The 24,284-nt window shown below is 68.1% G+C and carries 20 protein-coding genes; 13 read left to right on the top strand and 7 right to left on the bottom strand.

The window, feature by feature from the left end:
* Nucleotides 1-117: 117 nt before the first annotated feature.
* The gene (locus PC39_RS14410; protein ID WP_353254106.1) at nt 118-651 is read right to left on the bottom strand and encodes a 2,4'-dihydroxyacetophenone dioxygenase family protein; all 534 of its coding nucleotides are present in this window, start codon (nt 649-651) and stop codon (nt 118-120) included.
* A gap of 140 nt (nt 652-791) precedes the next feature.
* On the opposite strand from PC39_RS14410, the gene PC39_RS14405 reads away from it, so the two are divergent.
* Nucleotides 792-1,832 (top strand): AraC family transcriptional regulator, encoded by a 1,041-nt coding sequence (locus PC39_RS14405; protein WP_353254105.1) that lies wholly within the window; start codon nt 792-794, stop codon nt 1,830-1,832.
* On the opposite strand, the gene PC39_RS14400 is transcribed toward PC39_RS14405, so the two are convergent.
* On the bottom strand, nt 1,811-2,401 hold the full coding sequence (locus PC39_RS14400; RefSeq protein ID WP_353254104.1) for a DUF6940 family protein: 591 nt from the start codon (nt 2,399-2,401) through the stop codon (nt 1,811-1,813). The genes PC39_RS14405 and PC39_RS14400 overlap by 22 nt on opposite strands.
* A 143-nt stretch (nt 2,402-2,544) precedes the next feature.
* Between PC39_RS14400 and PC39_RS14395 the strand changes: the two genes are divergently transcribed.
* Nucleotides 2,545-3,489, top strand: coding sequence for an NmrA family NAD(P)-binding protein (locus PC39_RS14395; protein WP_353254103.1), 945 nt, complete (start codon nt 2,545-2,547; stop codon nt 3,487-3,489).
* Nucleotides 3,490-3,526: 37 nt separating this feature from the next.
* On the opposite strand, the gene PC39_RS14390 is transcribed toward PC39_RS14395, so the two are convergent.
* Nucleotides 3,527-4,171, bottom strand: coding sequence for a YceH family protein (locus tag PC39_RS14390; RefSeq protein ID WP_353254102.1), 645 nt, complete (start codon nt 4,169-4,171; stop codon nt 3,527-3,529).
* 121 nt (nt 4,172-4,292) lie between these two features.
* On the opposite strand from PC39_RS14390, the gene PC39_RS14385 reads away from it, so the two are divergent.
* Nucleotides 4,293-4,562, top strand: a complete 270-nt coding sequence (locus PC39_RS14385) for a DksA/TraR family C4-type zinc finger protein (RefSeq protein ID WP_353254101.1) — start codon at nt 4,293-4,295, stop codon at nt 4,560-4,562.
* A gap of 197 nt (nt 4,563-4,759) precedes the next feature.
* Here PC39_RS14385 and PC39_RS14380 read toward each other — a convergent pair whose 3' ends face one another.
* Nucleotides 4,760-5,776, bottom strand: a complete 1,017-nt coding sequence (locus tag PC39_RS14380) for a hypothetical protein (RefSeq protein WP_353254100.1) — start codon at nt 5,774-5,776, stop codon at nt 4,760-4,762.
* A 158-nt stretch (nt 5,777-5,934) separates the two neighbouring features.
* Between PC39_RS14380 and PC39_RS14375 the strand changes: the two genes are divergently transcribed.
* The 3 genes from PC39_RS14375 (at nt 5,935) to nudE (ending at nt 8,485) form a co-directional block, all read left to right on the top strand.
* On the top strand, nt 5,935-7,146 hold the full coding sequence (locus tag PC39_RS14375) for a Bcr/CflA family multidrug efflux MFS transporter (RefSeq protein ID WP_353254099.1): 1,212 nt from the start codon (nt 5,935-5,937) through the stop codon (nt 7,144-7,146).
* A gap of 219 nt (nt 7,147-7,365) precedes the next feature.
* Nucleotides 7,366-7,887 (top strand): flavin reductase family protein, encoded by a 522-nt coding sequence (locus tag PC39_RS14370; RefSeq protein ID WP_353254098.1) that lies wholly within the window; start codon nt 7,366-7,368, stop codon nt 7,885-7,887.
* Between the two features lies 1 nt (nt 7,888).
* The gene (nudE, locus tag PC39_RS14365) at nt 7,889-8,485 is read left to right on the top strand and encodes an ADP compounds hydrolase NudE (RefSeq protein WP_353254097.1); all 597 of its coding nucleotides are present in this window, start codon (nt 7,889-7,891) and stop codon (nt 8,483-8,485) included.
* 30 nt (nt 8,486-8,515) lie between these two features.
* Here the strand turns inward: nudE and PC39_RS14360 are convergent, their stop codons facing one another.
* Nucleotides 8,516-9,886: a hypothetical protein gene (locus PC39_RS14360; RefSeq protein WP_353254096.1), complete on the bottom strand. Its 1,371-nt coding sequence runs from the start codon at nt 9,884-9,886 to the stop codon at nt 8,516-8,518.
* Nucleotides 9,870-11,186: an NADH:flavin oxidoreductase/NADH oxidase family protein gene (locus PC39_RS14355; RefSeq protein WP_353254095.1), complete on the bottom strand. Its 1,317-nt coding sequence runs from the start codon at nt 11,184-11,186 to the stop codon at nt 9,870-9,872. The genes PC39_RS14360 and PC39_RS14355 overlap by 17 nt, the downstream gene beginning before the upstream one ends.
* Nucleotides 11,187-11,483: 297 nt before the next feature.
* Between PC39_RS14355 and PC39_RS14350 the strand changes: the two genes are divergently transcribed.
* Nucleotides 11,484-12,662: an alkane 1-monooxygenase gene (locus tag PC39_RS14350; protein WP_353254094.1), complete on the top strand. Its 1,179-nt coding sequence runs from the start codon at nt 11,484-11,486 to the stop codon at nt 12,660-12,662.
* A 49-nt stretch (nt 12,663-12,711) separates the two neighbouring features.
* Here PC39_RS14350 and PC39_RS14345 read toward each other — a convergent pair whose 3' ends face one another.
* Complete coding sequence (locus tag PC39_RS14345; RefSeq protein ID WP_353254093.1) at nt 12,712-15,423, bottom strand: winged helix-turn-helix domain-containing protein; 2,712 nt, start codon at nt 15,421-15,423, stop codon at nt 12,712-12,714.
* 406 nt (nt 15,424-15,829) lie between these two features.
* On the opposite strand from PC39_RS14345, the gene PC39_RS14340 reads away from it, so the two are divergent.
* The 6 genes from PC39_RS14340 to PC39_RS14315 all read left to right on the top strand — a co-directional run bounded on the left by PC39_RS14340 (nt 15,830) and on the right by PC39_RS14315 (nt 24,213).
* Nucleotides 15,830-16,147: a rubredoxin gene (locus PC39_RS14340; RefSeq protein WP_353254092.1), complete on the top strand. Its 318-nt coding sequence runs from the start codon at nt 15,830-15,832 to the stop codon at nt 16,145-16,147.
* Nucleotides 16,148-16,606: 459 nt separating this feature from the next.
* A complete protein-coding gene (locus PC39_RS14335) occupies nt 16,607-16,996 on the top strand; it encodes a response regulator transcription factor (RefSeq protein ID WP_353254091.1) in 390 nt (129 codons plus the stop codon).
* A 47-nt stretch (nt 16,997-17,043) separates the two neighbouring features.
* Complete coding sequence (locus tag PC39_RS14330; RefSeq protein ID WP_353254090.1) at nt 17,044-19,518, top strand: efflux RND transporter permease subunit; 2,475 nt, start codon at nt 17,044-17,046, stop codon at nt 19,516-19,518.
* Nucleotides 19,519-19,582: 64 nt separating this feature from the next.
* A complete protein-coding gene (locus PC39_RS14325; protein WP_353254089.1) occupies nt 19,583-20,971 on the top strand; it encodes a DUF1329 domain-containing protein in 1,389 nt (462 codons plus the stop codon).
* Nucleotides 20,972-21,051: 80 nt separating this feature from the next.
* Entirely contained in the window at nt 21,052-22,098 is a 1,047-nt protein-coding gene (locus tag PC39_RS14320; protein WP_353254088.1) for a WD40/YVTN/BNR-like repeat-containing protein, read from the top strand.
* Nucleotides 22,099-22,167: 69 nt separating this feature from the next.
* Entirely contained in the window at nt 22,168-24,213 is a 2,046-nt protein-coding gene (locus tag PC39_RS14315) for a DUF1302 family protein (protein WP_353254087.1), read from the top strand.
* The last annotated feature ends 71 nt before the right edge of the window (nt 24,214-24,284 follow it).

Genomic DNA, 24,284 nt, shown 5'->3' with positions numbered 1-24,284 from the left:
CTAGCCCCTGGCCGCGCGTCGGGACAAGCACCGGCCCCTCGCCATGCCGGCCCCGTCGCGGGCACGGGCCCGCGACGGAACGGCCGGCACCGCGCCGCTTTCCCGCCGGGGCCGCCGCTATCGGGCGGCGGCGGCCGGCGCCGCCGCCTGGCGCACCGTGTAGTCGGGGGCGCCGGGGCTGATGTAGCGGGCCGGCTCCATGCCGCGCTCGCGCACCAGCGAGTCGAACAACTGCATCAGCGAGCTGGCGTCCATGACGCCGACGTAGTTGCCGTCCTGGTCGAAGTTGACGTTGGTGCCATGGACCACGATCAGGCCCTCGGTGACCTCGGTGTTGTCCTCCGGGGTGACCAGGGTGTGGATCGAGCTGCCGGGCTCGTACAGGTAGCTGCCCGCGGTCTGGGGCTGGTCCGGGTATTCGGCGTAATGCCAGCGGCCGCGCACGGTGAAGAAGTGCACGTCGCCGGTGTGGTAGTGCTTGGGCAAGACCACGCCCGGCTTGAACAGGGCGCGCACCACCCAGACGCCGTTGTGCGGGTCCAGGAACAGCGGCTGCACGTCGACGCCGGGCAGGGCGTCCTCGAACATCGGCAGTTCGTTGGTGTTGAGGGTCAGCAACTCGTCATGGTCGGTATAGGGGGTCGGCATCATGGTCGGGGTCTCCTCCGCGATCCTGGTTTCCGCGTTCGCGATGTTTTCCGGGCCAGTATCCACCCTCGCGCGCGAGGTGACTTGATCTTTCGCGAACGCTATTTGACTATTCGCGAATCGTCCGACGACGCGGGACGCGCATGCCGTACATCGTGCGGGGCGGTTCGCTGCTGGGTTTCCCCGAACTGGTCGAATCGCTGGGCGAGTCGCCCCTGGCCCTGTTCGAGGCCGAGGGCATCGAGCCCTCGGTCCTCAAGACACCGGACGCCTATCTGCCGTATCCGGCGCTGGCGCGCGTGCTCACGCGCGCCGCCGACGTGTGCGGACGCCCGGACTTCGGTGCCTTGCTGGCGTCGCGCCAGGGGCTGCACGTGCTCGGGGCGCTGGCCTCGCAACTCAGTCTCCAACCCACCCTGGGCCGGGCGCTGACCATGATCCAGCGGCACGTCGATTTCCATGCCCGCGGCGTCGAGATCGTCGCGGACGGCGCCGACGACGGGCTGCGCGTGACCATGGATTTCGCGTTCGCCCGCCAGGTCGATTGCACCCAGCTCGCCGTCCTCAGCGTGGGGTTGCTGGCCCGGGCCCTGGCGCAACTCCACGGCGGCGCGCTGCGGCCCCGGCGCGTGGACCTGCGCCAGCCGCCGCCCGGCGACACCGGCGTCTACGGGCGCCTGTTCGGGCCGGCGGTGGCGTTCGGCCGGTCCTACGACCGCCTGGTCTACGACGCCGGCCTGACCGCGCTGCCGGTGCGGGTTGCGCCGGCCCTGCGCGACCGGCTCGGCGCCGAGTGGCGGGGCACCCGCCGCGAGCGTCCGGCGCCGGGGCTGCCGCTGCAGGTGGAGCGGGCGATCGTGGCGCTGTTGCCCACCGGCGACTGCTGCCTGGACAGCGTGGCCCGGATGGTGGATCTGCACCCGCGCGTGCTGCAGCGCCGCCTCCGGGACGAGGGCACGAGCTTCGGCGCCATCCTGCGTGCCGCCCGCGAGACGCTGGCGCGCGAGCACCTGGCCCGCAGCGACATCCGTCTCACCGACCTGGCCATGCACCTGGGCTTCGGCGATCTGGCCGTGTTCAGCCGCAGCTTCAAGCGCTGGACCGGCGTGTCGCCGCGGGACTGGCGCCGGCGCCAGCGGGCCGCGGCGGCGGACGGCGACCGTCAGGCCGGCACGCGCGCGTAGGGCCGATGCCGGTAATACTTGGGGCGGTCGTCCAGGCGCACGTGCAGCCAGTAAACGCCGAGGCCGGCGGTGCTCAGCCAGAACGGGCCACGCTTCAGGCGTTCGTCCGCGGCGGCGGCCACCGCCGCCCACAGGGCCCGGGCCTGAGGGTCGGGCGCCTCGCGGGCGAACACGGCGAGGTGGCTGTACACGGCCGGGTCGGCGCGCGGGCAGGGGGCGACCAGCCTGGCGTCGTTGCCGAGGTTGTCGAAGGTGACGCTGTCGGCATCGCCCGCGGCGCGGAAATGCGCCTCGAAGGGCCCGGGGTCGGCGCCGGTGGCGGCCAGGGCGGGGTTGTCCACGAACACGCATTCGAAGGGACGGTCGAGCCGGTCCCGGGCCAGAGGCGGCATCTCCCAGGCATAGGCCGCGAACGGCGGCGCCTTCAGGGTGTCGTTCCAGAAGCCGCGGAAGGCGTCGTCGTCGCGCCATCGGCGGAGTACCGCCGCCGCGGAGAGGGGCCCGTCCGCGCCGTGCACGGCCAGCCGGCGGCGGTCCGCGGCGGACGTTGTCCAGGAGGCGTGCCACATGCCCGGCAAAACTACCCGAAAGTGTAGAGCCCCCGCCACGACAGGCGGCCGACAATGATTTGCTATCGATAGCGATGGCGGCCGCCTGCCGGCGCACCGGCGCGCGACCGTCCCACGATAACGGTGCGAGCTAGGAGGAGAGAATGACAAAGACCGTCACCGTGTTCGCGGCGTCCGGCACCGCCGGCCAAGCCTGCGTGAACGAGCTGCTGGAGCATCCCGATTTCAAGGTCCGCGTGCTCAAGCGCAAGCCGGGGCAGGCGGACAAGTCCACCGCGGGCGCCCGCGAGCAGGACCAGAAGCAGAAGATGTGGGAGGACTGGCAGGCGCGCGGCGCCGAGATCCGCGAGAGCGATCCCACCTACCACGCCGAGCTGATCCCGGCGCTGGAGGGCACCGACTACCTGGTCTCCTGCACGCCGTATTTCGCCGCCGAGTCGCAGTACCCGTTGATCTGGGCCGCCGCCGAGGCCGGCGTGGAGCGCTTCGTGCCCTCCGAGTTCGGCTACATCTACGAGTGGGAGCAGTTCTGGCCGTCGCCGCACGCGCATCGCGCCATGGCCCGCCAGAAGGCCTTCATCCGGCGCGTGATCCAGCTCGCCGGGCTCGACTACACCATCATCCCCGCCGGCCTGTGGCCGGAGTACTACATGGTCGAGCCGGTGCTGGTGCCGGGCGACGGCGAGCGCAAGGTGTCCTGGTCCACCGGCACGGACGTGGGCCGCACCATCCCGCACGTGCTGGCGCACCCGTTGTCCCGCAACGCGGTCTGCCCGGTGGCGGCCACCGCCTACATGAGCTGGAACGAGCTCCTGGAGGTCCGCGAGCGTCTGCTGGGCCGCAAGGTCGAGCGCCAGTACCTGGACGCCGACCAGTGGCGCGAGATGCACGACAACGCCGAGCCCGGCTTCTTCCGGGACGTGCTCCTGGCGATCGGCCTGGCCGGCGCCGAGTGCCCCGAGGGCATGCCGCTGTGGGCCAACTGGAACGGCATGCACCTGCCGGAGTTCCAGGGCACGCCGCTGGAGACGCTGTTCCCGGAGGTGATCGAGCCCACCGTCGAGCAGCTCAAGGCGATGCTGCAGTAGCGACGGGCCGCGGCGGCCCCGGGTCCGGGGCCGCCGGCTATTCCAGCAGGGCCTTGAGCCGGGCCACCTCGGCTTCCAGTTCCTCCACCCGCCGCGTGAGTTCGGCCACGCCCGTGCGTGCCGGCGACTCCGGCTTCGCGGCCGCGGCCCGGGCGGCGTGGGCCTCGATATCCACCGGCCCGCAGAGCTGGTGCATGTACTCGGCGTCCTTGCGGCCCGGCGTGCGCGGCAGCTTCACGATCAGCGGTTCCTCGCCCTCGGTCAGTTCCGCGATCGCCGCCACAACCTCGGCATTGTCCGCGAACTCGTGCAGGCGCCCGCTGCGCGCGCGCAGCTCGCCCGGCGTCTGCGGCCCGCGCAGCAGCAGCAGGGTCACGATCGCGAACTGCGCATCGCTGAACTGGAAGTCGCTGAACGCGGTGTTGGACAGCCGCTGCTTGTATTTCTCCACCCCGGTGCGGAAGTTCTCGTCGATCTGCACCAGGTTCTGGTCGCGCAGGCCGCGCGCGGCCCGCTGCACCTCGCCCGGCTCCAGGGACATCACCGGCTCGCGCGCGGACTTCTGGTTGCAGGCGTTGGTCAGGGCGTTGAGCGTGAGCGGGTACTGGTCCGGGGTGACCACGGACTTCTCCATCAGGCAGCCGAGGACGCGCGCCTCGGTCGGGCTCAGGTTCGGCAGCATCGGCGGGCGTATCCTGTCGGTTGAATGACGATGCGGGGATTCTACAGCCCCGTCGCCCGTTTGAATCCGTGGCAGTGGATCGTCATATAGTGTTCGATCGGCGGATACCGGAGACAAGGCGATGGCGACCGGCTGGGCGAAGGAAGGCGCGGTGCAGGAACAGATCGACGCCACCGTGCGGGACGGCGTCGAGCGCGCCCGCGAGCGGCTGGCCCGCGCGGGCGAATCCCTGACCCACTGCGAGGCATGCGGCGACGAGATCCCCGGGCGCCGCCGCGAGGCCGTGCCCGGCGTGCGCCTGTGCGTGACCTGCCAGGCCGAGGCGGATGCCCGCGAGTCGGCCGCGGCCGGCTACAACCGGCGGGGGAGCAAGGACAGCCAGTTGCGTTGAACCGATGCGTGTTCTTCTCCCGTGCATGGGAGAAAACCCCAAAGGCCTTCTCCCCTTGGGGGAGAAGGTTTGGATGAGGGGGGCGCCGGCAACGGCGCCTACGAGCTGGCCCGGTCAACCCTCACCCTGTCCCTCTCCCACTCATGGGAGAGGGGATTGCGGCGGGGGAGTCTGCTCCCATGCATGGGAGCAGACTCTCATTGTGCGTCTTCGTCCACCTTCTCGAAGCGCCAGGTCATCTTCACGTGCGCCTCGCCGTGGGTGTAGTTGCCGGACTGGCGCGAGATGCCGTTGAGCGGGCCGTGCAGGCTGATGGTCTCCTCGGCGCTGCCGGAGGTCGGCCCGTGGCGGAGCTGCTGGGTGACCCAGCCCAGGACGAAGGCGTTCTGGGGCTGGCTCTCGGTCTTGCGCTCGGTCCACACCGGGTCCGACTGCTCCGTGCGCACGGTCTCGCCGACGGCCGAGGGCAGGTAGAAGTTCTCGATGTACATCGGGTCCCGGTCGTCCTTGGCGTCGATGACCGCGAGGTAGCGCTCGCACAGGGGTACCTCGGTCTCGCCGTTGACGGTGTCGGCGGAGCGGGTCTCCTTGAACGGCACGAGTTCCTGGGTGCGCTCGCTGTAGTGCACGCCCTCGGTGGTCATCTCCATGGTGACGCGGGTCTCCACCGGGCAGCCCTCGTAGGGCTCGAAGTAGCGGTAGCGGCCGGTGCCGGGTTCGTCCTCCTCGAGGGCCTCGGGGTACTCGGCGGCGGCGAACAGCTTGGCGAAGCGCATCTGCACGGCCTGACGGCAGGCCATGTCGCCGCCGCACTCGACCTGTTGCTCCTGCATCTTGCGGCTCATGGCCTGCTTCTGTTCGGGCGTGGTGGGGATCACCACCTCGCCGCCGGAGGCCTTCATCTCCTCGATCGCCTGTCGGGCCAGCCAGATGGTCTTGGCCTTGAGGCGCGTCTCCTTGTCCAGGTCGAGGATGTTGCGGCTGTGCAGCTCGGGCTCGGCGCGCAGGCGGGTGCGCAGCTCGTAGCGCTGGTGCGTGGTGGCTTCGGAATGCTGATGGCCGTACTCCTCGGTCTTGCTGACCCAGGTCTGTTCGGCGTCGAATTCCACGATCACGTGCAGCTCGCGCTCGATCGGCTCGGCGCCGATCGCGGCGGCGGGCAGCAGGAGGGCGAGGCCCAGCAATAGTGTCTTGCCGGTCGTAAGGTGTCTCATTCGGCGCTCCGCGGTATCGGATGTCATTCCCCCGATTCTGCCGCATAGCGACGCATATTGCGCCACCCGCGCGGGAGCGGGCGTGCGCCGCTGTGGCACAATGCTTGCGCCGTCGCTCCGCCGGGCCGGACCCGGCCGCCACCGCAAGAACCGTGTCCATGATGCATCCCACGCCTCAGCGCGGCGGCACCGCCGTGCTTGTCGCCGTCCTGGCCCTGCTCACCGCGCTGGCGCCGTTGTCGGTCGACATGTACCTGCCGGCCATGCCGCGGCTGGCGGCGGCGTTCGCGGTGGCGCCGGCGCGGGTGCAGTACAGCCTCAGCCTGTTCTTCATCGGCATGGCCCTGGGCCAGCTCGCCTACGGGCCGCTGTCGGACCGCTACGGTCGGCGGCCGGTGCTCTTCTTCGGCATTTGCCTGTACCTGGCGGCGACCGTGGCCTGCGCCCTGTCGGCAACCGTGGATGCCCTGATCGCGGCGCGCGCGGTGCAGGGGGTCGGTGCGGCGGCCGGGCCGGTGATGGCGCGGGCGGTGGTGCGCGACCGCTTCCACGGCGCGCGCGCGGCCAGCGTGATGTCCTACGTGGTGATGGTCATGGCGGGGGCGCCGATGGTGGCGCCGGTCGTGGGCGGCCTGGTGTTGGCGGTGGCGGACTGGCACGCGATCTTCTGGGTGTTGTTCGGCTATGCCGCCGTATCCCTGGCGGCCCTGGCGATGGTGCTGTCGGAGTCGCATCCGCCCGCCCGGCGTACGCGCGACCGCGGCCTGGCCGCCCAGTATCTGGGCTATCTGTCGCTGCTGGGACGTCCGAGCGTGGTGCTGTTCCTGGTCTGCGGCGGGCTGATGTTCGGGGCCCTGTTCACCTACGTGGGGACCAGCGCGTTCGTCTATATCGAGCAGTTCGGCGTGCCGGAGTCGACCTTCGGCTTCTATTTCGGCGCCAACGTGCTCGCGCTGATCGTGGGCAGCTATCTCAACGGCCGCCTGGTCACCCGCTTCGGCTACCTGGCCCTGCTCGGGGTGGCGGTGGCCAATACCCTGACCTGCTCGCTGGTGCTGCTGGCGACCACCGCCACCGGGTTCGGCGGTTTCTGGGGCGTGGCCGTGCCGTTGTTCTTCCTGTTGTCGACGGTGGGCGTGGCCGGCGCCAACACGGTGGCCGGCATGCTCGACCTGGTGCCGGACTCCGCCGGCGCGGTCTCGGCCCTGTTCGGCGTGTGCCAGTTCGGCTGCGGCGCCCTGGCGAGCTGGCTGGCGGGTGCCCTAGGCGGCCATGCCGACGCCATGGCGGCGGTGATGAGCCTGTGCGCCGCCGGTTCGGTCGCCGCCTATGCGGCCCTGCGGCGGCCGGGCGCCCTGCAGTCGGACTGAAGGGGGCCGGCCCGGCATCGGGCGCGCCGGGTGGCGCGGCCGCGCGTCGGCGGTAAAACCTTACTTTCGTGAGGCGGCGCGGGTGTCGCCGGCCGGTATAAACGACCCATGACCCATTGCCGGGAGCGCCCGGAAGTCGCCGGCGGCGGCCCGCAACCGGGACGTCATGCGAAAGCGCCGCTCGACCGTCCGGGCGATCCCCGCGGCGCAGAGGTGAGGATGTCGGTTTCTTTACATCGGCCCGGACACGACCGTGTCCCCCGGGCGCCCGGCCCATCGGGCTTTCGCGAGCTGGCGGGTTTCTTCGCGACCGGCGTGGCCGTGATCTCCACCCGCGACGATGCGGGTCATTACTACGGCCTGACCATGAACGCGGTCACGAGTCTGTCCCTGGAACCGCCGTTGTACCTGATTTGCCTCGATCGGCGATCCAACACGCTCGGTCACATGCTCCGGAGCCGGGTCTTCGGCCTCAGTTTCCTGCGCGCCGACCAGGGCGCCATTTCCGACCTGTTCGCCGGCAAGGGCGACGACAAGTTCGAGGGCGTGGATTTCAGCCTGGGGCATGACGGCGTGCCGCTGATCGACGGCGCCCTGGCACGGATGGTGTGCGCCATCGAGCAGACCCATCCGGGTGGCGATCATACGATCGTGGTCGGCCGCGTCCGGGACTGCGATGTCGCCGGCGGCAGTCCCCTGATCTTCTATCGGGGGCGATATCTCCGGGACGGTGGCGCCTGACGTGGCGGCCAGGGACAAACCGGAAATCCTGAGCGTGCGCACGGCCGCGCGATCCAGGCTGTTTCACATCGAATCGGTGAACCTGCGCTTCGGCAACGGCCGCGAGGTCGAGTACGAGCGGCTCGCGGGCGAGCGGCCGGCCCGCAAGGCCGTGATCATCGTGCCCGTGCTCGACCGGCGGACCCTGTTGCTGATCCGGGAATACGCCGTCGGCATCGAGGAGTACGTGCTCGGACTGGCGCAGGGCATGGTCGACCGGGGCGAAACCCTGGCGCAGGCCGCCAACCGCGAACTGATGGAGGAGGTGGGCTACGGCGCCCGTCGCATTTCCAGGTTGTGCACCCTGGACCTGGCGCCGAATTACCTGAGCTACCGCACCGACGTGGTACTGGCGGAGGATCTCTACCCGCGGGCACTGCCGGGCGACGAGCCGGAGCCGCTGGAAGTGGTGCCCTGGCCCCTGGCGGACCTGCCGGGCCTGTTGCGCGGCGGCCGGGTCACGGAGGCGCGCAGCGTGGCCGCGCTGTTCCTGGCGCGGATGCATCTCGAGGATGCGGCGCCGACGACCGGGGCCGCGGCGGCGCCGTTCGGCGCCTAGGGTGCCGCGTCGGGCGCGGCCCCCGCCGCGTCAGTCGGTTTCCAAGCCGGCCCAGGTTTCGCCGTAGTCCTGGATCAGGTTCAGCGCGCGGCCCGGCGACCACCTCAGGGCCGGGTCGGTGATCCAGCTCAAGCCGTTGAACATGTGGTGCGCCAGGCGGTTGCGCCGGGCCCAGCCGCGGTGGGCATGGTACAGGTAGGCCCGCGGCTCCACGCCGGCGAGGATCGCCTCCGCGGTCACGTAGCCGGTGAGGCCGGCCCGGGCCATGCCGTCGCCCGCGATGATCGGCGTGCCGCTGCCGTGCACCTTCCCGAGGTGGAGGTAGTTGGGGGTGACCTCCCGGTCCGGACGTGTCGGCGAACAAGGTACCATGGCGCTGCCCATGGTGGCTTCCGGGTCGACCGGCTCGAATCCCAGGATGTCGCCGATGCCGAACAGGTGGTTCTTGAGGGTCTCGATCTCGGCGTTCTTGTGCAGGTCGCTCCCGGCCCGCACCACCCGGTAGAAGACCGAGTAATAGCGCGCCGACGGCGACAGCGGGTCGATCATGGGATACCAGACCGAGGCGTCCAGCCGGCCGCGCCGGCGGCGGGCGCAGAACAGGCTGTTGTTATAGGGCAGCAGGCCATTCTCCGCCTGCCGGGGGTTCGCGAAGGGCACTTGCGCCGCCACGACGTATTGCGTGGGTTTCGGGCCGGTCCGCCCCACGCCCAGCAGGGGCGCCGGTTTGGCATTGATGACGATGGGGTTGTCGCCCGGGGCGAGGTCGAGACAATCGGTCATCGACACGGGCTTGGCGTCCTCCCAGCGATAGTCCAGGCCCGCCATCAGGTCGTGCAGGACGCCGGCCAGATGGGAGTTGCGCACGCCGTAGGCGAGCACGCGCCCCTGGTGATGCCAGCGGCTCATCCACTCTCCCATGCGACCGAGCGCGTAGCTGCCGTTCTCGCGGCGTTCGAACCGTGCCACCTTCTGCGCGTAGGACGCCGCCTCGGCATGGCGTCCCCCGAAGAGACGGTCCAGGATCAGGCTCCGCGGGACGCCCAGGCAGGCCGCGAAATAATCCAGGGCGCGGGCCCGCAATGTCAGGCCGCCGATCAGTCGTCGCTGCTGTTCCACGGGCTTGCCGACCAGGACCACGCGACCGGCGAACGATTGGCTCCGGGCCAGCCGGGCGGCGACCGACAGCGCGTTGATGCCGTTGCCGATGATCACCGCCGAATCGAAACGCGGCCGTTCGGCGACGGGGCGACCGGAGATCAGCCAGTCCGGCAGCGCCGCGTCGCGCCCGCCGATCGGGGGCGTCGACCGGGCGTAGGCCGGTCTGTCGGCCTTGGGCTGGGTCCGGCGTGTCCGCGTGGCTTTGCGGCGCGGGGCCGCGGACTTAGCGTTCGTCGACATAAGCCGGCGTCTCCTGTGTCTGCGGGGTTCTGCGCCGGTTCAACAGCAGCGCGCTGAGCAACTCGTCGTTCTGCCAGCGGAGGAAACACGCCAAGGGCTTGAGCGACGGCTTGGGGTCCTCGCCGCGGGCCAGACGGAAGAGTTGCATGTAGTACCAGGCCTGCTGGCCGAACACCTGGAGCGGCCACAGCCTCACCAATGGGTTCTGCTGGTTGCCCGACATGACCTTGAGCGACTGCTCGTAGCGGGGCGCCTCCTCGACCTCGCCCGCCAGCAGCTTGCGGGCGATCTCGGGATCGCCGCACATGGGCCGGCCCATGCCGATGATGTCGGTGTCCCCGGACTCGATCGCGTCGGTCATGACATCCCGGCTGCGGAAGCCGCCGGTGACCATGATCGGCATCTCGGCGACGCGGCGGACCTCGCTGGCGTACTTGAGGAAATAGGCTTCCCGCCGCGCGGTGCTGCTGCCCGGGTCCGCGGAGGCCGAGTCGCCCCCGTAGCCCAGCAGGCGCGGCTGCTCGTAGGAGCCGCCGGATATCTCGAGCAGGTCGATGCCCTCCTGGTTGATCATGTCCACCAGGCGCAGGCAGTCATCGAACTCGAAACCGCCCTTCTGGAAATCCGCCGAGTTGAGCTTGAGCGCGACCGGAAAGCCCGCGCCCACGCGTTTGCGCACGGCGCGGATGGTCTCCAGCAGCATGCGCGCGCGGTTCTCCAGCGAGCCGCCCCAGGCGTCGTTGCGCCGGTTGATCGCGGGCGACAGGAAGGAGCTGAGGAGATAGCCGTGCGCGGCGTGGATCTGGACCCCGGTAAAGCCGGCATTCTTGGCGATGCCGGCGACATTCGCCCAGCGCTCGATCAAGTCCCGGATCTCGTTCTCGGAGAGCGCCCGCGGCTTGCGATAGGTGCCCAGCAGCTTGAGCTGGACGGGCGAGGGCGCCAGCGGCCGGCGAGTGACATACCAGGGCGCCTGGCGACCGGCATGGGATATCTGCATCCACAGGTGATTGCCGCCGACGCGCCCGGCACGGGCCCAGAGTTCCAGTTCCCGCATGCCGCCGTTGTTGTCGATCGCGACGTTGCCGGGGCGCTCCAGCACGCGCTTGTCGATCTGCAGGTTGCCCGTGATCAGCAGGCCCGCCCCGCCGTAGGACCAGCGCTCGTAGAGACGGCACAGCCCCGGGGTGGCGCGCAGGTAACGATCGGACAAGCCCTCGGTCATGCCGGCCTTGGCCAGGCGGTTCGGCAGCGTCTCGCCGCACGGCAGGCGTAGCGGGGTGTTCAGCACATCCGCCATTGACAGTCTCCGGGTCGAAATCGATTGCATCGACGCAATGCGGTGCGCATGGCGCCTTCCTGGTTTCTCGTTTCAGGCCATATCACCAGCGCGGCGGCCCGCGTACACCTTCCGAAAGTGAGGTTTTCGGGGCGGGGAGGCTCGGTGCGGCGGCGACGGGGCGAAAACCTTTCTTTCGAGAGGTGTCCGGGGGCGCCGGAGCCGCAATGATGTGATCACCGAAGGCATGGCCGCGATCCGTCGCGGCATGCATGCCGGTTGCGATACAACCCGAATGCGTTTCTTGAGAGGTGAGCCATGAGTGACGCCGTCACCGTCAAAGGCAGTGGAGACAATATCCAGTACAAGGACAGAAAGCGCTATTTCTGGCTGCTGTCGCCGGTCTGGGTGATGGTTCCGGCGATCAGTATCTACATGGCCTATGTCACCGGCCTGGAGTGGCTGGTGTGGTCCACCGTCGCCATCTGGTATTTCGTGTTGCCGGCGATGGACTGGGCGCTCGGCTCCGATCCCAACAATCCGCCGCCCGAGGCGATCGAGAAGCTGGAGCGGGAGCGCTATTACCGGTATCTGACCTATGTGACCGTCCCGCTGCACTATGTGGCGCTGGTCGTCGGTGCCTGGGCGGTCGCCAACCTGGGGCTGAGCTGGCTCGGTTACCTGGGCGTCGCCCTGTCCGTCGGCATCATCAACGGGCTGGCCATCAACACCGGCCACGAACTCGGGCACAAGAAGACCGACCTGGAGAAGACGCTGTCCAAGATATGCCTGGCGGTGGTGGGCTACGGCCACTTCCACACCGAGCACAACAAGGGGCATCACAAGGATGTCGCCACGCCCGAGGATCCCGCCTCGGCGCGTTTCGGCGAGAGCATCTACCGGTTCGCCCTGCGCGAGATACCGGGCGCCTTCCGGCGTGCCTGGAATACGGAGAAGACGCGTCTCGCGCGCAAGGGCAAGGGGCCGTGGACGCCGGACAACGATTTCCTGCAGCCCCTGCTGATCACCGTCGTGCTCTACGCCGCCCTGGTCGCGTATTTCGGCGTCGTGATCGTGCCCTATCTGCTGATCGCGATGGCGATGGGCTACTGGTTCCTGACCAGCGCGAACTACATCGAGCACTACGGCCTGCTGCGGCAGAAAGAGGACAGCGGCCGCTACGAGCGCTGCAAGCCCCACCACTCCTGGAACAGCAACCACATCATGTCGAACCTGATCCTGTTCCACCTGCAGCGGCACTCGGACCACCATGCCTGGCCCACCCGGCGCTATCAGTCACTGCGCAGCTTCGACGACGTGCCCACGCTGCCGTCGGGCTACCCGGGCATGTATGCGTTGGCCCTGATCCCGCCGCTGTGGCGGGCGGTGATGGATCGCCGGGTGCTGGCGCTCTACGACGGCGACGTGACCAAGGTGAATCTCGATCCCGCCAAGCGGGACCGGATCCTGCGCCGGCACGCCGGGCAGGCGGCCTGAGCCGCGAGCCGGGCGGACGGCGCGTGCCGCCCGCCCGGCCGGCTGCCGGTCAGGGGGTGAACAACGCCAGTTCCTGGGCCTTCGCGACGGCCGCCAGCCGGTTGCTCACGCCCAGCTTCCCGTAGATGTTCTGCAGATGCCATTTGAGCGTGCCCTCGGTGATGAACAGCGTGTCCGAGAGTTCGCGGTTGGACAGGCCCGATTGCAGTTTCGACAGGATCTGGAGTTCGCGCGAGGTCAGCGGCTCGATCAGGCACTCCTCCGTGGGATTGGCCGTGCCGTCGTCCCGTTCCATCCCCAGGGCCTGGCCCAGTTGATCCAGGAATGTCGCCGTGGGCGGGCTGGGGTTGGCGTTGGCGGGAGCGCCGCGGTAGGCCGCCAGTAGCCGGCGCATGGCCTCGCCCTCGTCGACGAACACGCGGATGTAGCCTTCCGGCATCGCCAGGTCGACGATGTCCCCGAACACGCTGAACGCCTTGCGGTCGTCGCCGCTGGCGTGCAGCGCGAGTGCCTGGATCAGGAGCAGCTCGACCCGCTTGCGTTTCTGACCGGTCCGCTTGGCGTGGCGCAGCGCCGGCGCGAGCAGTTCGCAGGCCTCGGAATAGTGGTGCCGCAGCAGCGCGAGGCGCGCCTGGATACGGTTGGCCTTGTCCTCGAGCGTCTTGCCGAAGGGCGTGTTGCTCGAGAAGAACTGCTGCAACTCCTCCCACAGGTTCTCGACCTGCGAGATCTCGCCGTGGCGCAGGAGCATCACGAGGCGTTCGGCGCCGAGCGTGATCGCCAGGCGGGGCAGGCCCTGGGCGCGGCCGAGGGCCTCGCCCTCGGCGAGCGTGTCCAGGGCCTCCAGGTGCTGGTCCTGGGCGTTCTGCAGGCGCGCCAGGGTGACGTAGCCGATGATGATCGGGTCCGCCGAGCTTTGCTCCACCAGGATGGTGAGGCCGCGGCCCAGGGCGTCGCTGGCCTCGGAAAGACGGTTGAACTCGTAGAGCAGGCCGGCCTGCATCGCGTGCAGCATCATCACGGCCGGCGAGTGGCTGCCGAGATAGGATTCCAGCTCCGGGAGCCGTTCCTGGCATTCGTAGAGTGCCTGGCGATAGTGGCCCTGTTTGATCAGGTTGGACACGGCCAGCATGCTCGCCCAGGCCAGGGGATAGGGGGCATCGCATTCCCGGGACAGGGACTGGGCGGTGCGGGCGTGTTCGAGCCCCTCGACGAAATCGCTCAGGGCCTTCACGCAGAAGGCGAGCACGGTATGCGCCGTGGCCCGGTCGAAGGGATGGGCGTCCGGCCAGCGGGACAGCCAGCGCCGGGTGCGCGAGGTGCTCACCAGGGCCTGGTCGCGCAGTCCGGCCTCCACGCAGCGCTGCAGCTCGATGGCCTGTTCGAGTTCGGCCGGGAACGTGTCGTGGCGGTCGCCGCCCTGTGGCTCCTGCAGGTACTGTTGCTCCAGGCTGCCGCGGATGGCTTCCGCTTCCTCGTGCCGGCGCACGAAATCGAGGGACCAGGCCTGTTTCAGGCGGATTTCCGGGCGTTCGGCGAGCACCGCCTTGGGCAGCTTGTTGATCCAGTAGAGATAGATCGTGTGGCGCCCGCATTTCTGCACGATCTGGCTGGCGTGCTCGTTGATCAGGGTGGCCGCGCAGTCCAGGTCGTTGGCGTCCAGGCACACTTCGATCGCGATCTCGATCTGGTCGTGCCGGAGCAGCCAGTCGCAGGCACGCTCGCAGGCGGCGGCGAGGGTCGACGGGTCGCGCTTGAGCCGCGCGAGCAGGAATTCGCGCACCAGGGGGTGGATCGCATAGGTGGGCTCGGCGCCGCCGCCGCGTATCAGGGGGAAGGCGCGGTGCACCAACTCGTTGAGAAGGTGCCCGGCCTCGTCGATGCCGGTGATGGCGGCCGCCGCCGGCACGGTGAAACGCCGCAGCAGGGATGTCTGGAGCAGGAAATGGTAGAGATGCGGCGGCTGCTGCGAGAGCAGGGTTTCGTTCAGGTACTCGGTCAGCGCCTGCGGCCCCTCGCTGAGTCCCTGGACGAAGTCGTCCTGGGATCGTTCGTCGTCCTGCAGGGTCAGGCCGATCAGGCGCACCACGGCGGGCCAGCCCTGGGTGCGTTCCCGGACCTGTTCGATCAGCTTGTCGCGCGGGGCGATGCTGTGCTGGCCGAGCAGTTCCTTGATCTCTTCTTCGTTGAGGGCCAGGTCCTCGGTTCCGAATTCGTACAGTCGCCCCTCCAGGCGCGGTTGACTCGCCGCCGCCTTGGGCACGGCGCGGCCGCTGAACACCAGCATCAGACGCTCGGGCTGATAGCGCAGCAGCAGCCGCAGCACGCTCTCCGCGGGTGTGCCCAGGAATTCGTGGACGTCGTCGACGAACAGGGCGGCCCGGGGATCGTTGGCGCCGAGATCCGCCAGCAATGCCCGGATCAGGGCGAGCTTGCCTTCCTGGCCGTAGGTGTCCAGCAGCGACTCGCTGCTCTTCTTGTCCCGCGCGGCCACGGCCTCCGCGAGATCGATGACCAGCTTGTCCCCCTCGTGGTCGTCCTGGTTGGCCGTCAGCGCAATAATGGGGTGGCGCTCTCTGCGGGCCTGTTCGTGCCATTGCGACAGCAGGGTCGATTTGCCGTAGCCCGGCGGAGCGGTGACGGTGACCACCGGCCGGGGCTGGCTCCAGAGTGCCGGCGGCAGGCAGAGACGCGAGCGCGGGATGTCCCAGTCGCCGCCTGTGCCGCCCTGCGGCTGTTGCTTGGAAAGAGTGGCTATCATCGTTGTTATGGACCCTCGACGGGGCCGTCCGGTGCCTTGCGTACCGATCGGCGGCATCGGCTCCGGCCGGTCGCAGGGTGTTCCCCTCCCATTCGTTCGAGTCTACTCCGCGTTTCTCGCGTAAGCCAATACTTACAGTAATTGGCCCGTCATGGGCGTCTCCGGCGCCGTTCCCTCGGATCGGGAACGCCGATTCCAGCGGCGCGGGCCAGGGTAACTCTCATGACGCTCATGAAAACCCTTCCTTTAGGAAGGTGCGAGAAACCCCCTGTTGATTTCAGATATTGCCTACAGGTCGGGGCGGGGTCGCGCAGCCGACCGGCGGGACTGGCGGGTGATCGAGAGACCATCGGGGGACGCCGAGCGATCCGTTGCCTGCGGCGCTCGCCCGGCATGGATTCGCGGCATGCGACGCGCGCATCGCGAATCCGCCTCGCAGGGCGGCATGCCTGACCCCCGCCCGCCGCGCCGTCGAAACGAGCAGGTAGCAACGGAGGATTACATGACATGCCGATACCGCTGTCCCGCGTGCGGTTACACGTATGACGAGGCCTTGGGGGACGAGGATGAGGGGTTCGAGCCCGGCACGCCGTGGAGCGCGGTACCGGAGGATTGGTTCTGTCCCGATTGCGCGGTTCGCGACAAGGCCGACTTCGAACTCGTGGAGCAGGCGGGAGCCGGGTCGCAGGCAGTGTCGCAATCCGGTGCGCACGGCGGTTCGTGACCCGCGCCGGTGGGACCGGCCCGGGCATGGCGGCCGCCGTCCGTGCGCGTCTTTCCTCCCCCGTTACCGGCGGTCACCCTCCCCGCGACCGCCGGTTTTTTTGTACGGGGCCGCCTCCGCCCGAGCCGTGCCCTGTCTTTCGTGAGGCCCACGCAGCCGGCAGAACACTCCTTTCGATAGGTGTGCCCCCTGCCGGCGGCTGTTGAAGTGAAGGAAATGTTCCGTGAGCGGCGTAGGAAATCGCCTCTCACGCATCGGAAAAAAACAGCAAGGCAGGTTCCGTCGGCCCGGTTTTGGGGCCGGGGACGGACCATCCGGACATAAAGAATCAGGCGCGTGGCGCCGAACGGAGGGGATGGATTCATGAGTGCCGTCGGCACAGTCGAAACCGATGCCCGGCAGCTGATCCGGCATGACAGGGTGTCGGGTACCGACGCCCGAGGGGGGCGTCGCCCCGCGATGGACCGTTACGCCGCCCGCCTCACCCTGATCGAGGCCGTCCTGCGCTATCGCGAACAGGACGAGGAGGGAGCCCTGCGGTGTCTCGACCAGTTGGCGGGCTGTTCTTTCCTGGAACTCTCCGAGTGTCTCGCCCGGGATGCCGGCGTGGGAGGCGGCGGTCGGTGGGGCGGTTCGTACGTCATGGCGTCCGACGGCCCCGAGTTGACCGCTTCCCAGCGGGAGGTCCTCCGGCATGTCGCGGGGGGTGCCTCCAACGCCCGCATCGGACGCCGGATGGGGGTCTCGGAAGACACGGTCAAGTGGCACCTCAAGCAGGCCTTCCGCCGCCTTGGAGTCTCCAACCGTTGCGCCGCGGTCACCGCGGCGCGCGCCCGCGGGGCGCTCTGAGCGTTGCCGCGGCAATCCTATGAATAACAGAGCAAGCAGAGGGATCAATGGACAGTAAACGGTTTCGCCTGGCTCGCTGGATCATGGCCCATCGCGGTCTGGTGGGCCTGATGTTCATCCTGATCACGGCAGGCTTCGCCGCAGGGCTCCCCTGGGTCGAGATCCGCACGGTGTTCTCGGACCTGCTGCCGGCCGACGATCCCTTCGTCCAGACCTTCAAGGACCACCCCGGGTTCGGGGACCCACTGACCGTTACCGTCATGGTCAAGCGCACCGACGGCGAGACGATCTACAACGAGGAAACGTTGCAGAAGGTCTGGGATCTGACGCGCGATATCGACCTCGTGCCCGGCGTCAATCATGACGCGATCATCTCCATCACCACGGAGAAGGCGCGCTACGCCGAGGCCACGCCCCAGGGCATCAATATGCGTCCCCTGATGGGGGACAGCGTGCCCACGGATCCCGAGACGCTGGCGAGTTTCCACCAGCGCGTGGACCGGTCCCCGGCCGCACGCAAGTACCTGGTGTCCGAGGACGATACGGCCACTCTGATCAACGCCGCCTTCCACGAGCATCTGCTGGAGTACGACGTGGTGTTCGAGGAGGTCCGCAAACTGGCGGCGCAGGCCGAGGACGCGAACCACGAGATCCACCTGGTGGGACAACCGGTGCTCACCGGCTGGGTGTACAAGCTCCAGGGCCAGACCTACGCGATCTTCGGCGTCACCCTGCTGCTGCTGCTGCTGGCGCTGATCGGCTACATGCGCAACGTCACCGGCGTCACCGTGCCGGTGGTGGTCAGCACCGTGGCGGCGATCTGGGGCTTCGGACTGGTCGGATGGATAAGCTCGGTGATCGAGCCGCTGTTGATGGTGGTACCGCTGCTGCTGGTGGCGCGCTCCTTCTCCCACTGTGTGCAGTTCACCGAGCGCTTCTACGAGATCCTCGAGGAGGTGCCGGACAAGGTGAAGGCCGCCGAGATCACCATGGGCGTGATGATGGCGCCCAGCGTCCTCGGCATCATCACGGACGCGCTCGGCATTCTGTTCATCGGTCTGGCGCCGATCCCCGCGATGGAGCGTTTCGCCCTGTTCGCCGGCTTCTGGGCGCTGTCCCTGGCACCGATGGGCGTCGTGCTGATCTCTATCCTGCTGTCCTATCTACCGACGCCGCCCAACATCGAGTCGATCGTGGGCGACGGGGCCGAGAAGGGCATCCACCGGTTCCAGCGCAACCTCCTGGAGCGCATGAGTGTCCTGGTCCACGGCAATGCCGCGCGCCTGACCGGGGTGGTGGTGGTCGTGGTGTCGGTCGCCGCCATCTACACGGCCCTGCAGATCCGGATCGGCAATCCGGTCGAGGGCAGCAACCTGTTGTGGAAGGACTCGGAGTTCAACACGGGCGTGCGTACCGTGAACAACCATTTCCCCGGCGTGAACAGCCTGGAGATCGTCCTCGATTCCAAGGACGACGACAGCGCCGCCCGCACGGCGCGCTCCGCCGAGGCGTACCGCGTCATGAGGGAAATACAGCGCATGGCGGAAAAGGGGGAGGGCGAGCACGCGATCCCCGCCCGCGCCACCCGTTCGTTCGCGGATTTCATGGAGCAGGGCAACCGCCTGTACTCGGGCGGGCACCCGAAGTGGCTGCCCCTGGATCCGATAGACCGCGCGGTTACCGCGGCGGCCATGGCCATCAGCTTTGGCCAGAATCCCGTCAACTTCTCACAGGTCGCGGACTTCAAGTTCCAGGACGCGACGGTGTCGCTGTTCTATCGCGACAACAAGCAGGAGACCGTCGACGGCGCCCTGGCCGCGGCCCGCAATGCCGTGGACAAGGTCGGCGTGGAGCACGAGGCGTTCACGGTGCGGCTGGCCTCGGGGACCATCGCCCTGCAGGAGGCCATGAACTCGGTGGTCGAGCGTTACCACTGGTTCATCCTGGTGCTGCTCGCGGGGGCGATCTTCGTGATCGCGACCTATGCCTACCGCTCGCCGGTGGCGGCGCTGATCGTGCTGGTGCCGGTGGCCCTGGCCAACTTCTACCTGACCGCGACCATGCACCTGCTGGGCATCGGCCTGGACATCAACTCGGTGATGGTCGCGGTGCTCGGCGTGGGCGTGGGCATCGACTACGGCTTCTATCTGCTCTCCCGGATCGTCGAGGAATACACCGCCCAGGAGCACGACTGGGGCAAGGCCCTGGAGACGGCGATGGTCACCACCGGCAAGGCCATCATGTTCACCGCGGCGATCATGCTGGTGGGCATCCTGCCCTGGTATTTCCTGTCGGATCTCAAGTTCACGGCCGACATGGGGCTGCTGCTCGCCGCCATCATGCTGATCAACATGGTGCTCGCACTGATCGTGCTGCCGCTTCTGGTGTGGTTCATCAAGCCGAGGTTCGTCACGCGCGACGACCTGATGGTGGGCGAGAACGTGGATCTCTCGGCGTTCCGACAGGAGCACCGCGAGCAACAGCCCGGACAGGGCGGGGAAGCGACGGCGCCGGCGCATTGAGCGGCTGGTGACCGCCGATTAGCTAGAGACGATACGAACGGCCAAGCGTGCTACGGAGGAAACGATGCGTATCAAGAAATATGACGTTGATTATTCGCGGCGTCAGATGATGAAGAACACCGCCCTGGGATTGGGGGCGGGCGTGCTGATGCCGCTGGAAAAGCTTTGGGCCCAGGACTCCGGGCTCACGGATGTCAGCAAGGCCTATCCGGATGAGGCGTTCTCCATCGAGGCGCAGACCAAGGGCAAGGTGTCGGAAGGCGACTACATCACAGCCGACAACCTGGAGCACGTGGAACACCTGCTCGACCCCTGTGTGATCCAGCAGATCCGCGAGGATGGGCGGCGTATCCGGATCGGTCCGCCGGAGACCGACATCACCCGCATGTTCACCTACCAGAACCTGCAGAAGACGCTCGACAACCTGGAACGGGGCTACGAGGCCCAGTTCAACGACGTGGGTAATGTCGTCGGACCGGACGGCAATCCCTGGCAGGGCGGGTTCCCGTTCCCGAACCCGAAGAACGCCCTGGAGATCCAGGCCAACGCCGCGCTGAGCTGGGGGCGGGCCGACGCCAACCTGTACGCGGTGCGCCAGGTCGACTTCAAGGGCAACGGCGAGCAGCAGTATGCTTATGACTTCGCCTGGGTCGAGCTGCAGATGCAGGCGCGGATCGACGGCAAGGCCTTCCGCGGTCACACCGACGAGATCCGGCGGCAGACCGCCTATTTCGAGAAGTCGGAGGCCGTCAAGGGTACGTCCTTCCTGAGCGTGTGGAAGTACGACCAGCGCAAGATCCCGGACCTGTACGGCTACCTCCCGCAGTTCCGGCGCGTGCGCCAGTACCCGGCCAACCAGCGTTTCGAGCCCTTGATCCCGGGCGCCACTTGGTTCCTGACCGATCCCTGGGCCGCGGGCGACCCGATGCTCACCTGGGGCAACTACGAGATCGTCGAGCGCAAGCCCATGCTGGGCGCGACCTCGGGCAATTTCGCCATCAAGGACGATAACTGGCAGTTGCCGGTCATGGAGGGCAACGAGAAGTACTTCGACGTCGCGTTCTCGATGATCCCGGAGGTGGCGGTCGTCCAGTCCAAGCCCGTCGGCTATCCGCGGGCGCCGGTCAGCAAGCGCCTGGCGTACTTCGATGTGCGTAATTCCACCTACACCGGCTGCATCCGCTTCGACCGGCAGGGCAAGCCGTGGGTGAACTTCGAGTCGGCCTTCTGCTACTACCAGGACGGCGACCGCGTCGTCATGGGGCACGACGGCGAGCATCCGGCTTGGTCCTGGGCGTACGTGATGAGCTACAACATGCAGAACAAGCGCATGAGCCGGGTTGACCACGCCAAGGAAGCCTCCGGCATCAAGAGCCTGTTCCAGATCGACCAGGACTGGATGTACGACACCTACCTGACGCCGGCCGCCCAACAGGCACTCGGCCGCGTCTGATCCAGTCATCGATTTGCACCCGGCCCGGCCGGTTCGGGGTCATGCCCGGACCGGGCCGCGGTGCCGGAGAGGTTCCGTTCATGAAATATCGTCGTTTGTATTCTGTCCTGGCGGCCTGGCTCGCGATCGGCCTCGCGCCTGGCGCCGCGGCCATCGAGGGTGGCGCCGAGCCCGCCGCGGAGAAGGGGGGCAGCGATTCCGGTTACGCGGTCCTGGAAGAGACCGTGCCCCACGAACGGCTGTTCGCGCTCGCCTTCGACGGCGATCGCGGCATCGCCGTCGGCGACCTGGGCATGGTCATGTGGACCCGTGACGGCGGCACCACCTGGACCCGGGAGAAGGCCCCCACGGACCTGGCGCTGCTGGGCGTCACCATGGTGGGCGACCGGGTCATCGCGGTAGGCCAGAGGGGGCTGATCCTGGTGCGCGACATCGACGGGTCGTGGCGGGAGATCGAGAGCGATACCGAGGAGCGCCTGCTCAACGTTGACGCCAACGCCAACGGCCTCGCCTACGCCGTGGGGGCCTTCGGGACCGTGCTGCGATCCGCCGACGGCGGCGAGACTTGGCGGGCCGCCGCCCCCGACTGGTCGGCCCTGGACGAGACGGCGGAGAGCGAGACCGACATCAGCGGGGCGGCCGGCGAGCCGACCATGAACGCGGTCCAGGTCATGGCGAACGGCACCGTACTGCTCGGGGGCGAAATCGCCTACGTCCTGCGATCGGAGGACCGGGGCGCGAACTGGTCCCTAGCCTATCGCAGCCAGGTCCCGCCGGGCGAGATCAAGCCCGCGGTGAATGGCCTGCGCGTGCGCCCGGATGGCGTCGGCTTCGCCGTGGGCCAGGCCGGACTCCTGCTCAAGACGACCGATGGCGGGCGCAGCTGGCGACGGCTGACGACGCCGGCGAGCGGCAACCTGCATGCGGTCGTCAGCGCGTCCGACGGTGCCGTGGTCGTGGTGGGCATGCGGGTGGCGCTGCGCAGCCATGACGAGGGGGCCACCTGGGAGGTGCTGGAGGGCCTCGACCTCGCCCTCAACTGGTACAGCGACGTGGCCGCCGCAAGCGGGACGGGACAGCCCGTCGCGGTGGGGCATAGCGCGCGCATCATCCGGATCCCGAAATAACGTCGCGGGCACGGACCCGCGTCTCTGTCGAACCCAGAAATACAAGGAAATGGTGTCGGAGGGGAAACCATGAACGAGCTTCATAGCGGTCTGATAAAGAACATCCTGCTGGGCGGCGCGCTGGCCATGGGCGCATGGCCCCTGGGCGCGGCCCCCACGGCGCCGCCCGCGGGCGGCGACCAGGGGTTCTTCGCACAGCTATGGAACAACACGTCGTTCAGCAGCTATATCCGCGCGGAGACCGGCGTGCGCACGACGTCGCATCAGAACCTCAACAACCAGTCGACGAACCTGTTCCAGGGCGTGACCGTGGCGCGCGATACGTTCGTGCCGCCCACGTTGGTCGGCATGCCGATGACCGACGGCAACGACTGGGATACGCCGCTGGTGGGCTTCTCCGACACCCTGCGGCGTGGCGACCGGGTACCGACCAAGTCCCGCGACTTCAACTGGGTGGCGCTGCGCGCGCAGAGCGAGATGGAGGTCAAGTTCAACCGGCAATGGCGGTTCGTCAGCCGGATCCGCGGGGTCTACGACCCGGGCATCTATGAGGAGTTCGACTCGGCCAGCGTCGCGGACCAGCAGGGAACGGGTATCGTCGGCGGGCCGTCCGAGCTCTACCAGGGCACGCCCAACTACTTCGAGGCCATCGGGCGCGACGGCAAGAATCTGAATCCCTTGGAGATCGCCGGCGAGAACTACATGATCGACTTCCCGGCGCTACTGGTCGAGTATCGCGACGGCAACCTGACCCTGCGCGCCGGCAACCAGCAGATCGCCTGGGGGCAGGCGATCTTCTTCCGCACCCTCGATATCCCCAACGGCCTGGATCTTCGCCGGCATTCCCTGCTGGACCGGGCCTTCGAAGAATTCTCCGACAAGCGGGTACCCAAGCTGTCCCTGCGCGGCACCTACCAGTGGAACAATGTGGTCATCGATTCCTTCGTCGGCAAATTCCAGCCGCGGATCTACGGCAATCCGAATACCTCGTACAACGTGATTCCGGTCCAGTTCACCGTCTATGACAACTATTATTCCGGTGGTTACGACAACGAGATCGACGGCGGCATCCGCCTGAAGGGCGATTACGGCAACTGGGGCTGGCAGGCGTTGTTCGCGAGCCGCATGCATCCGGCCGGTACCTTCAGCTGGGCCCGGAGCGACGTGGAATCGCCCCTGACCGGCACCCTGGGCGAGCTTGCCAATACGGCGTATGCCGCCAAGTCGCCGGCCTGCGACGGCACCGCCAATCCCACCCTGTGCCGCAACAGCGCCACGCCGGGCGAGGCGTTGTCGAAGACCCCCTTCGTCCCTGAGCCGGCCGGCGTCTACCACGCCCGCGAATGGTTCGCCTATGCCGCGGACGTGCGCCTGGACGGGATTAACGGCTTCAACCAGGCGGTCAAGGAATTCCCCGATCTCAGGGACGTCTACGTCACCGAGGTGCAGAGCTATGACGAGCTGTACAACCAGCTCAACACCCTGATGGTGGCGGCCGACGGCAGTTATCGCGGCTATATCGAGCGTGATTACCACCGCGAGGAGGTCTACGGGCTGGGCCTGAACTACGTCACCAGCAGCGAAGTCGACCTCTTCAACCAGATCATCCTGAACCTGGAGGTGCAGTACACGCCGGAGCGGGTGTTCACCGCGCCGACACTGAGCAGCGATTTCCTCAAGTCGGACGAGTGGATCGCCTCCCTGGTGGTGGAGAAGTGGACCCGCTGGACCGCCGCCTTCCCGGCCGCCTATCTCGTGGGCCAGTTCCAGCACCGCTCGGAGAGCGACCTGGTCGGCCGTCACCTGGACGGCTACGGCGCCACCGAGGAAGAGGCGCCGCCGCCCGGCATCTCCAGCGCCAACTACGTGGTGCTGGCCGCCCTGCAACCCTGGCCGGGCCGCAAGTTCGTCTTCGAGTTCGCGACCCTGCTCGACGTCAAGGGCGGCATCCTGGTGCAGCCGCTGATCCAGTGGAACATCGGCAGCGGCATGGTCGCCGAGTTCTTCTACAATTACATCGACGGCGATCTCTACGGCGACAATCCCAACGAGAACCTGCTCAACAGTCTGGACTGGGCAGACGAGGCATCGATGCGTTTCACGTATCAGTTCTGATCCCGGCCGCTGCTGGCCCGCCGGTCACGCCCTTGGCCGGCGGGCAAGGGCCGGGCAACGAATGCTGGAAC

The organism is Salinisphaera sp. PC39, from assembly GCF_040361335.1.
Taxonomy (GTDB): Bacteria; Pseudomonadota; Gammaproteobacteria; order Nevskiales; family Salinisphaeraceae; genus APNM01.
This window is presented reverse-complemented; position numbering and strand designations above follow the sequence as displayed.